Below are 9,322 nucleotides of genomic sequence, written 5' to 3' on the forward strand. Positions count from 1 at the left end.
CGATTTAAGAACACGGCTGCCCAACGTGCTGGACTGACGGAGCATCCTTGGGAATGGCAAGACTTAGCCACTTATTCCACACTTTGTTGACGCACAATCAGATTTTAAACCTTCTAGCTTGTGTTCAATGCTAGTGAGATGCTAAGGCAGATGGCATGATTGTGGAAGTATTAACTCAGCTTGAAGCCTTACGAGGAAAGAACTTGATGTTTCTATAATTCTAAAAGCTGCTCTATTCAGACTATTTGAAGATTTATGTGGATTGTTTGCACTCTTTGCCTGATGATTAGCTGGATGAGTGTAGGTGCGATTAGTCAGAACTTCAAGGCACAGCTGCTAGATCTACCCAATAAGCGTAGTTCCCACACTCAGCCTATTCCACGAGGTGGTGGATTGGGCTTTATTATCGCTTTTTTTCTGATGATTCCCGTCAATCAGAGTATTGGCGAAACATTCGCAACCGCCTCTTTATGGGTCTGGCTTTCTCTTCTCCCGCTCATAGTTATTGGTTTTATAGATGACTGGAAAACGCTCCCGGCAGGGATTCGCTACATTGGGCAAATCAGCGTCGGAGCGTTGATAGTAATTCAATGCGGACCCTTCTTGCAACCTTGGCTTAATCAGTTAGGGGCATTGGGTTGGTGGATTGAGATTGCCACCACCATTATTGGCCTGACTGCTTTGATCAATTTCTATAACTTTATGGATGGTATGGATGGACTAGTGGCTGGGGTTAGCGCGATTCAGTTAGGCTTTATGGCCGTTTGGTCCCAAGAACCTGTTCTCTGGCTGCTAGTTTCGGCGTTGGTGGGCTTCCTCTATTGGAATTGGTCGCCTGCCAAAATTTTTATGGGCGATGTGGGCAGCACCTTTCTGGGGGCGGTGATGGCGATTGCTCTATTAAACCAGACGGGTAGCGTCGAACAAAGTTGGGCCGCTTTGGCAATTACCTTGCCCATCACCGGGGACGCCATTTACACGCTGTTTTGTCGAGCGATTCGGGGCGAGAATATTTTCAAAGCCCACCGCAGCCATATCTATCAGCGGCTCCATCAAGCAGGTTGGAGTCACGGCAGGGTGGCCGCTGTGTATGTGGGAGCAACGGTTGGATTGGCCCTGCTGATCTATGGCTATGGAGGCTGGGGGGCTTGGAGCAGTTTGATCGGGGTTGCGATCGCAATTCTCGTTGCGGAACGATACCTTAGTACTCGTCAGCAACCCCTTAGTCATTCTAATGACTGAACAATTGTATTGAGCACGTTAGATTCAGCCAAAAAGAGAGGCAAGATACTCCTCAGATTCCGCTCTTACCCAACCTCTATCAGCTGCCAACAAAATTAAAGTAACCGTTTAGATTTGCACTTAGAGCAATGCCTTCAAGTCCTATAAGCTCGTCACTATTTTCTCGGAGAACGACTAGGATTTGGCTTTCCCTTCCTTTTTCTGTCTAGCTGCAGCTAGTCGTTCTTGAGCTTGAGCAACCCATTGATTCACTTCTGGTTGTGTTTCCAACACAATCGGATTTTGCTGGGCTTTGGTGAGACACTTATTCCAGGCTAGCAACGCTTTTTGGTTCTCTTGCTTCGCTTCCGATAATTTAGCCAACATACAGAAGGGATCGGGAGCATCAGGCTCGATACGGGCGGCCTGCTGAAGATGTTTCTCGGCCTCCGTGAAGAACTCTTGATTTAACCGAGCCCATCCTAAATTTTTGAGGAGGTTGTATTTGAGCCGCGTCACCTCAGGCGTTTCTCCATTTCCGTTTTGCTCTAACTTGCGTAACCCCGCTTGTAAGAGGGGTGCTGCCTCACCGTAGTTTTCATCCACAATATTCAACTCAGCCAAGTTGTTATGGGCCTGTAGCCAAATCGTCAGATCATCGCAATGTTCAGCATTGGCTGTATTACAGTTCAAAAGGTCTTTTTGAGTCACCACAAGCTGGTACTGGGCTTTCGCTTCTTCAATCTGCTGCAAATCTTCATGGACCAATGCCAAATTGAAATGAGCCTTGGGAAAGTCTGGCTTCAACGCAATTGCCCGATTAAAGTCTTTGCGAGCACTGTCTAACTTGCCATTTTGATAGTGAGCTTCGCCATTCCGGTTGGCTGTCTCAGCAAATCCAGGCAATGCAGAATGGATCCCTGCCAAACCTAACACCAGGATCAGGGCAAATGTAAAACTTGCTTCTTGCCAATAGCGCTTATTGATCCGTAGTCGACTGAGAATGCGTTCATAGGCTTGACGTCCTGCTTGTGTTAAGGCGCCTCCTCCCGCGAGCAAGGCCAATAAGCTTTGTCCTGAAATCACTAGCGTCGAGCCCAAGTCAATGCCACCCGAGAATAGGCGGGTAGCGGTATCGGTAATTAAACTGGCCGAGATGGTCAATACCACCAGTGTTCCGGCATTGAATAACCAATCATATTCGTTCCACCAATGCCTGGGCTCTGGAGCCCTGAGAAACCACCACCAAGAGGTTTGAGGTGGATTAACCAACTGTTGCCAAGCCGCTAAGTCAAGATGAGTCGCAATCAAGACTTCATATTTTTTCAGATAGCAATCTAAATCGGCCAGGTGCAATAGCTGCTGAGAACTGAGTTGCGATCGCTCAGCCAAAAAAACCTGGATTTGATCCCGGCAGGTCAAAAGATTGAGAATTTCTTCCGGTCTGAATTTAGCCTTTGGGCGATCAAAGATTTGCAAACTCACTCGATACTGGTTGAGTAATTGGTTGAACGCTGACGACTGTTCGGTTTCATCAACAGGCAAAGGCTTAGTGTACATCTAATAATTCCCCACTCAATAACGGCAACCACAATCGAGCAGCTGCAAAGCTATCAGGTTAAAGACTAAAAGTCATGCATTCTTTTAAGCAAATCGATCTCTCTTTTTATTTTAAGGAGAGGTGATTTAAATCCTTCTATACCTTCTTGAAATATCTTTGATGAGCAGTTTCTAGCTATCAGTTCCAGAAGGGGGAATGTAAAGTTTTTTTGCATATGGCTCGCAGTCTTTAACTTCTATTAAGTCTATAAATTCCTGAATTATTTTGCATGATTGAGATCACTTTTTTCTAGTGCATCTATCACTGAAGGAATCATCAGTCTCTAGCACAGTGAGAGCATACAAATCTAATTAATAAATAGCCAATACACTAATTATCTTGTCTTATTATAAAGCGAAAGGAAAGTGGATGTCTTGCATATCCAAAAGTGCTATATCGAGTAGAATTAAGCTTCTATAAATCAGCAAATCTAAAGCTCTGATGTATAGATAGAAAATACTCCAACCACAACTATAGCTCTGAATGAGTATGACAGAAATTAACAATAATCAATATAAAATGACTGTTTATATTCGCAATGAAAAATACAAATAAATATAATTTATTTAGTATATCTGGAATAATTTTAAGACAAGAGAAATAGGGCAACGTATAATCTCTGCTGGATAAGCACACTCAAAAGAGAGCATCTTTTGATGTCAGGAAATATAAATTCAAAAATAGATATTATATTTTGATGATTTAAAGCTTATGCAAACCAAGACTCCATAATTAATATTTACTTTTTCAATTATATGGATATATCAATCTTGAAAGCTGAACGTCAGCAACTGAAATAAAATCTAGTAAAGATAAAGCAGATAAGTATCAAATTATGATCACAGAAATGACATTCTTGTCTGAGCTTTTCTCTACAGAGCTGTATCATTAGCAATTGCAGCATATAAGTTCTCCATAGCAAAATTGATAGATCTATTCTAGAAAATATAACTTATAGAAGGACAGCTTCATATGAATAAAATCTTAATCACAGGCGCTGAAAATTTTCTTGGATACCACATTATTAAACTACTTAACAAACGAAATATTCGACCAAGAGTATTAGTAAGTCAAAATATTTCTGAAGGAGATTTAGATCAGAAATTTGGATTTAAAAATCTTCAGGTAGGTGAAATTTACAGAGGAAGCATTGAAGACCTTCAACTCTTACAAAAAGTTTGTGAAGGGATTGATACAGTCTTTCATATGGAGTTCGAGATCAGTCTGGGTAGTGGTCCAGAGGCTGAAAAGCAGATGCATAAGGTAAACGTCGAAGGGACTCGTAATATGCTGAAGGCTGCCACTAAAGCCAAGGTAAAGCGATTTGTATTCAACAGCAGCGCCTTGACTGTGGGTCTCAACTATGAGCCTCAGCCTCTTGATGAGATGGCTGATTGGGATAACTTTAAGATTGATCTTCCATACGCTCTTTCTCGACGAACAGCTGAGCTAGAGGCTCTTACAGCAGAAGAGGGACCTGATCGTCCGATAGTCGTAGCAGTAAATCCTTCTTTGGTGATGGGACCAGAGGATTTTATAGGAGCCCCAGCCAACAATCTGTTGGGACTTCTAGGAAGACTTCACGGCAAAATTGGGCTTAGTATTCCCGGAGGAGGCGGGATTCTTGATGTTCGTGACTATGCCGAAGGAGCAATTCGCGCTGCAGAGCGGGGACGTCATGGTCAGCGATATCTCCTCTGTGGCGAGAATATATTACCTGAGCAACTGATTAAGCTTGTTGCTACAATCACTGGCTTTCAACCGCCTAGTAGGTTTATCCAAATTCCTTCCTGGGTCGTCTTTCCTGTGGTCACGATACTCGAGCAGTTTACACCGCTTTCTAGAAGCATGCTGGCACTCTGGAACCGTTATTCGTGGTATGACACAAAGTTGGCACAACACGATCTAGGTTGGGAACCCCGACCGCTGAACGACACAATTACTGATAGCATTCGCTGGATGAAGGAAAAGGAGGCAAACTAACTTTCTATTCCCTGTTATCGACGATCGGTCGGATCACATAGCCTTTGTCAATCCTAGTATGACTTTCCTCTAAACTGGCCCACTAAGTGCACATCTATTGATGAATCACCAATTGCAATATCATGTATTTCTTTACTCTAGAAAAAGCCTCTTGCTCGACTTGGAGATACGGACTTATGCAAAGATAAAAAAGTATTAAGAATGGCATAAATAATAATTATTAGGATGATGTTAAATATGAAAGGAATAGATGTAATTAATAGTTCTAGTTTTAGGAATATGAATTTTCTAGCTTCCCAAGTTCTTTACTCTGGAGATTTATAATGCCAACTGTAGATTCACTTCCTGTAGAACAGAAAGTTGCCTTTCGACGCAAGTCGATCCAGGTGATGCGAGATCTACTCCAGCTATCTGCATTGATGGTTTTAGTAGAAGATTACCAAAAAGCAAAAGATAATTTCTTTGCGCCTGCTCAAAAGATATGGTTCATGTTTGGTGGAACGATTAAGCGATTGGAATCAGACTTAGGGAACGAAATAGAATCGCATATCAATTCAATTAACTCAATGTTGGATCAAGCCTCTCCAGATAGTTCTTTAAAAAACAGCTTGGACAAACTCAATCAGTTAATGGAATCTGCCGTAAAGATTAGCGATGAGAAAATTTAATCCTTTTAAGCCTTACTAAGGTCATGAAAATATTTTTCACTAGTAGCTATCTAGATATCTGTTTTGCCTAAATAGATAACAGATAAATCACAAATTGTAAAACTCTAATTAGCTTGCATCAAGGTCCGTTGCCTGATTATTCAGGTTGCTTGATGTTCTCACTATCTTCCTAAATTTAGATACAAAATCCTGAAGGAGATTGACTATGGATAGTCGTGATCCGCGCACTCAACATGTTGATGATGAGTTCAAGAAACTGATCTCAAATATTGCCCGCGCTTTTGGCCGTACAGCACAGGTTAAAGGGCGACGGGCTACCCACTCTTACGGCACGATTGCTAAAGGAGTATTGAAGGTTCTAGACACACTAGATATCCCCAAGCACAAGACGTTTAGTGCTGGCAAACAATATCCGGTCTTATTGCGCCATGCCAACATCAAAGGGTTCCGTGATGATGCGATTCTGGATGGGCGCGGCGCGACTGTCAGGATCCTGTCGGGGGATGCCCATGCTCCACTATCTGCACTAAAGCTAGATGAAGGGATTGTCGATATCCTGATGAGCACTGGACGCTCTTTTATTCTGGGGGAGGCGCTTTCTTTTGCTCGCTGGGTGGCCAGTTCCATGACAGCGCGAGCAGCCATGCTTAAGGAATTTCCCAAAATTGCACCCATCTTCCATGAAATTATCCGCGATCCAGATTCTTATACTCAACTTCACTACTATTCTGAGACCACCTACAGCTTCACCAGCCTAGATCAGCAGTCTTTTTTCCTCAGATATCGTCTGGTTAATCGCCATCATCCATCTGCAGATACGGGGTGGCTCAATCCCGAGGACGTGAAGCTGCCTTTAGATTTCTTACCCCGCGTCGCCAGTGATACCCGTGCCGAGACTTATCTGCAAGACGAGTTTCGCCAACAGGTGCGAAGCACAGGGGTCAGCTATCTGCTGCAAATCCAGCTTCAGTCTGTCTCTGATGATGTTGAGGCCAATGAAAAAGCCAAAGATTGCACAATTCCTTGGGAAGAAGCAGATTATCCGTTCCATGATGTTGCCGTGCTGGACTTAGACAGTATTTTGCCTGACGAGCTAGCCGAACCTCTGGAATTTAACCCCTATAATGCGCCGCCAGAGTTGAGCCTGATTTTAGCTCAGTCAGCTCGTGAAACCGCCTCTGTCAACCATTTACGCTCTGTTGTCTATCAAATCTCTGCCAATATGCGTAAATATCAAACCCCTAGCTCAAGCCTTGTGGATTGGGGCAGTGGTCACCAGCCCCCGCTTACTGAGCAATACCCTTACGGAAACGGGAAAACCCCTAGTTTCGATAACACGAAGCCTTTACCCGCAAGAGTCCAGCCCAAACCACGCTACTGGGCCAACTTTGGTCTCAAGCTCATTCCCAATCAAAAATTGGATCCTGCGTTGCCTGAATTGGGAATTGCGGGAGTATTGGATGTGATGGGACCGAGTGTTGTCTCTTATATGCCGCCCAATTTGACCCGCACTCGGTTGGATAAGTTCAGCGATGATTTCTTTGTGGAGCGTCGCCTCAATGGCTTTAACCCTGGCAAATTAAATCGGGTACACGGGCAGCCCTGGCAGTATCAGGTGTGCTATGACTGCAGCAAACATGCTGTGGAACCAGCAGGTATCTTACCTTCAAGAATTTCTGCTCGGTTCAACTTCAGTGGGCAATATTTGCATCCTCATTCGATTGAATTTACGCTCAACGGCCAAACTGAGACTCAGTGCCCCGGTGATGAGAATTGGGAATGGAGTAAACGACTGTTTCGCTGTGCGGAGTTCGTGTTCCAGGAAATTCAATCACACCTAGGGCGGACTCATATGAACCTGGATCAGTATGCGATGGCTTACTACCGCAATGTGGTTAACAATCCTATTCGCCTCTTATTGGAGCCACACCTAGAGGGTCTGATCAATATCAATAAATTGGGGGCTAACCTCATCAGTGGACCAACGGGCTTTATTCCAGAAGCCTCATCTTTAACACCTGAAGGGGTGGATGATGTGCTGAAAGACGAAATCAGTTATCTCAGCTATCGTTGGACCCCTTACTGTCAGGCGCTGCCTGATCGGGTGCTGAATAATCACTATGATCCGGCTGCGATCGCAATGTGGACTCTCTTAAAACAATATGTCCGTGAATTCTTTCAAGAGCATCAGGCTGGGATTGATGCCCACTGGTCTGAGATTAAAGCGATGTCCCACGATCTCGTTACTCACTCAATCCTCAAACCAAAACTGGGAACTCTAGCGGTTCAGAATAGTGAGGATTTACAGCAGCTTTGTGTATACGTTATTTACCTCAGCTCTTTCTTCCATTCGTGGGTCAATAACAAGCAGTATGAGGACGGTGGCGATGCCAGCTATGGTACGATTGGCCTCTGGGATACCCATCATCCAGCCTATAATCCCCAGCTCGTAGCCCAGCGAGAGGCTAGGCAAGTCACACTCTTATGGACGCTTTCCCATGTCCGCTACAACCCCATCATGGATGTGGGGCCGACAGCCCTTAAAAACTTACTTTGGCAACAGCGGCAGCTCATTGAGCCAGGCATTCCCCTTGCCAACCTCATGATGAGCACCAATATCTAAGGTCGATGCTACGTACACTTTCACCATCTTGGCCTAAAGATTGAGCGAGCTGAACAGTAGCTAGCAAACATACTCAACCAGGATTCAACAAGACTCCTGGTTGAGGTGATCAGGCTGATAAGGCTCTAAAAAAACCTTTCCATAAATCCATAAGGCATTCAGCACAAGATGGAAACTTTTCGCACAACTTGATCGAAAAATATGAACATCATATAAAGCATCCATTTATTGCCTTTAGAGACGCAGCTTTACATTTATGGATACCGACCCTATTTGGGTTCATCAGTTTTATATTATTTGCATTTATCCCTCAAACCCATGACATCTATAGATCTTTTATAGGAGATCAAAAGACAAGTATCCTGCAAATATTCTTGGGTACTTCTTTGGTCTTTATTTTATCCTGTCTAGTTTGGTGCTCAAGCCGACTTCTATCCTATGAATACCCCAAAGAACGAGGTCAGAAGCAAGAAAATGGCTTTAAATTCTGGGCCAAATCTCACAACAATAGTTCTCTTCGATCGTTACCCAAACATATAAGAAGAACACTACAGTCTCAAGCTAGATACAAAGTCAAGCTGGTCGTTTTTATTCATAGATAATACTACAGTTCTCAGCCCTAACTCTCTATCTAATCTGCGACAAAAAGGTTATAGATTGAGGCATTAGGGCTGAGATATATCTAAATTCTAGATATTGATCCGCGATCTTAAATCCCGCAAATTATATCCCAGTGCTTCAAAGTTTTGCCATTCTCTCTTGAGGATTGCAATAAATTCTCTTGGAATATCATTTTCTTCATTCTTGGTTAAATATCCATGTTTGACGTCGACTAGAATATTGACGATAAACAACTGAAATGCGGCATCTTCAACAGAATAATCAATTGCTAGGCGAGCATAATCAATTTCTCCACCATAATTAGCTTGATTATCATTGCGCCAATCATGCCAAATCGTTGCATGATAAATCGCATAAGCACAGGCTTGTTTGAGGTTCTGGATATCCTGTTCACCAGGATGAGTCATCGTTTCTGTGATTGGACTAATTGCCTTTTGATTCGCAGGTCTTTCGGCGCTGACTTCATTATTATCAACATACTGTTCTCCATCTGCGATGGATGGAGGAACAAATGGAACGCTATGGTTTTCTAAATCTTTGGAGAAGTAATAAATTTCTTTCCAGTCTAATTTGATTTTGTCTTCATAAAGCGAAAAGAATTTATCA

At 43.3% G+C, this 9,322-nt stretch carries 5 protein-coding genes and 2 pseudogenes; 5 read left to right on the forward strand and 2 right to left on the reverse strand.

Annotated features, from left to right (window positions below; all coding sequences use genetic code 11):
• Together Q0991_RS04575 and Q0991_RS04580 are read left to right on the forward strand one after the other, a co-directional pair.
• A pseudogene (locus Q0991_RS04575) lies at positions 1–90 on the forward strand (IS1 family transposase); the annotation flags it as partial.
• Positions 91–294: 204 nt separating this feature from the next.
• Complete coding sequence (locus Q0991_RS04580) at positions 295–1,242, forward strand: glycosyltransferase family 4 protein (RefSeq protein WP_299485936.1); 948 nt, start codon at positions 295–297, stop codon at positions 1,240–1,242.
• A gap of 174 nt (positions 1,243–1,416) precedes the next feature.
• Here Q0991_RS04580 and Q0991_RS04585 read toward each other — a convergent pair whose 3' ends face one another.
• Complete coding sequence (locus Q0991_RS04585) at positions 1,417–2,781, reverse strand: tetratricopeptide repeat protein (RefSeq protein ID WP_299485938.1); 1,365 nt, start codon at positions 2,779–2,781, stop codon at positions 1,417–1,419.
• A gap of 1,012 nt (positions 2,782–3,793) precedes the next feature.
• Between Q0991_RS04585 and Q0991_RS04590 the strand changes: the two genes are divergently transcribed.
• The 3 genes from Q0991_RS04590 (at position 3,794) to Q0991_RS04600 (ending at position 8,095) form a co-directional block, all read left to right on the forward strand.
• Complete coding sequence (locus Q0991_RS04590; RefSeq protein ID WP_299485941.1) at positions 3,794–4,804, forward strand: NAD-dependent epimerase/dehydratase family protein; 1,011 nt, start codon at positions 3,794–3,796, stop codon at positions 4,802–4,804.
• Between the two features lie 389 nt (positions 4,805–5,193).
• Positions 5,194–5,472 carry a hypothetical protein gene (locus Q0991_RS04595; RefSeq protein WP_299485943.1) on the forward strand — a complete coding sequence of 93 codons (279 nt, stop codon included), beginning with the start codon at positions 5,194–5,196 and terminating at the stop codon, positions 5,470–5,472.
• A 205-nt stretch (positions 5,473–5,677) separates the two neighbouring features.
• Positions 5,678–8,095: a lipoxygenase family protein gene (locus Q0991_RS04600; protein ID WP_299485944.1), complete on the forward strand. Its 2,418-nt coding sequence runs from the start codon at positions 5,678–5,680 to the stop codon at positions 8,093–8,095.
• 689 nt (positions 8,096–8,784) lie between these two features.
• Here the strand turns inward: Q0991_RS04600 and Q0991_RS04605 are convergent.
• A pseudogene (locus tag Q0991_RS04605) lies at positions 8,785–9,322 on the reverse strand (hypothetical protein); the annotation flags it as partial.

The sequence above is a fragment of the Acaryochloris sp. IP29b_bin.137 genome (genome assembly GCF_028285745.1).
Classification (GTDB): Bacteria; Cyanobacteriota; Cyanobacteriia; order Thermosynechococcales; family Thermosynechococcaceae; genus Acaryochloris.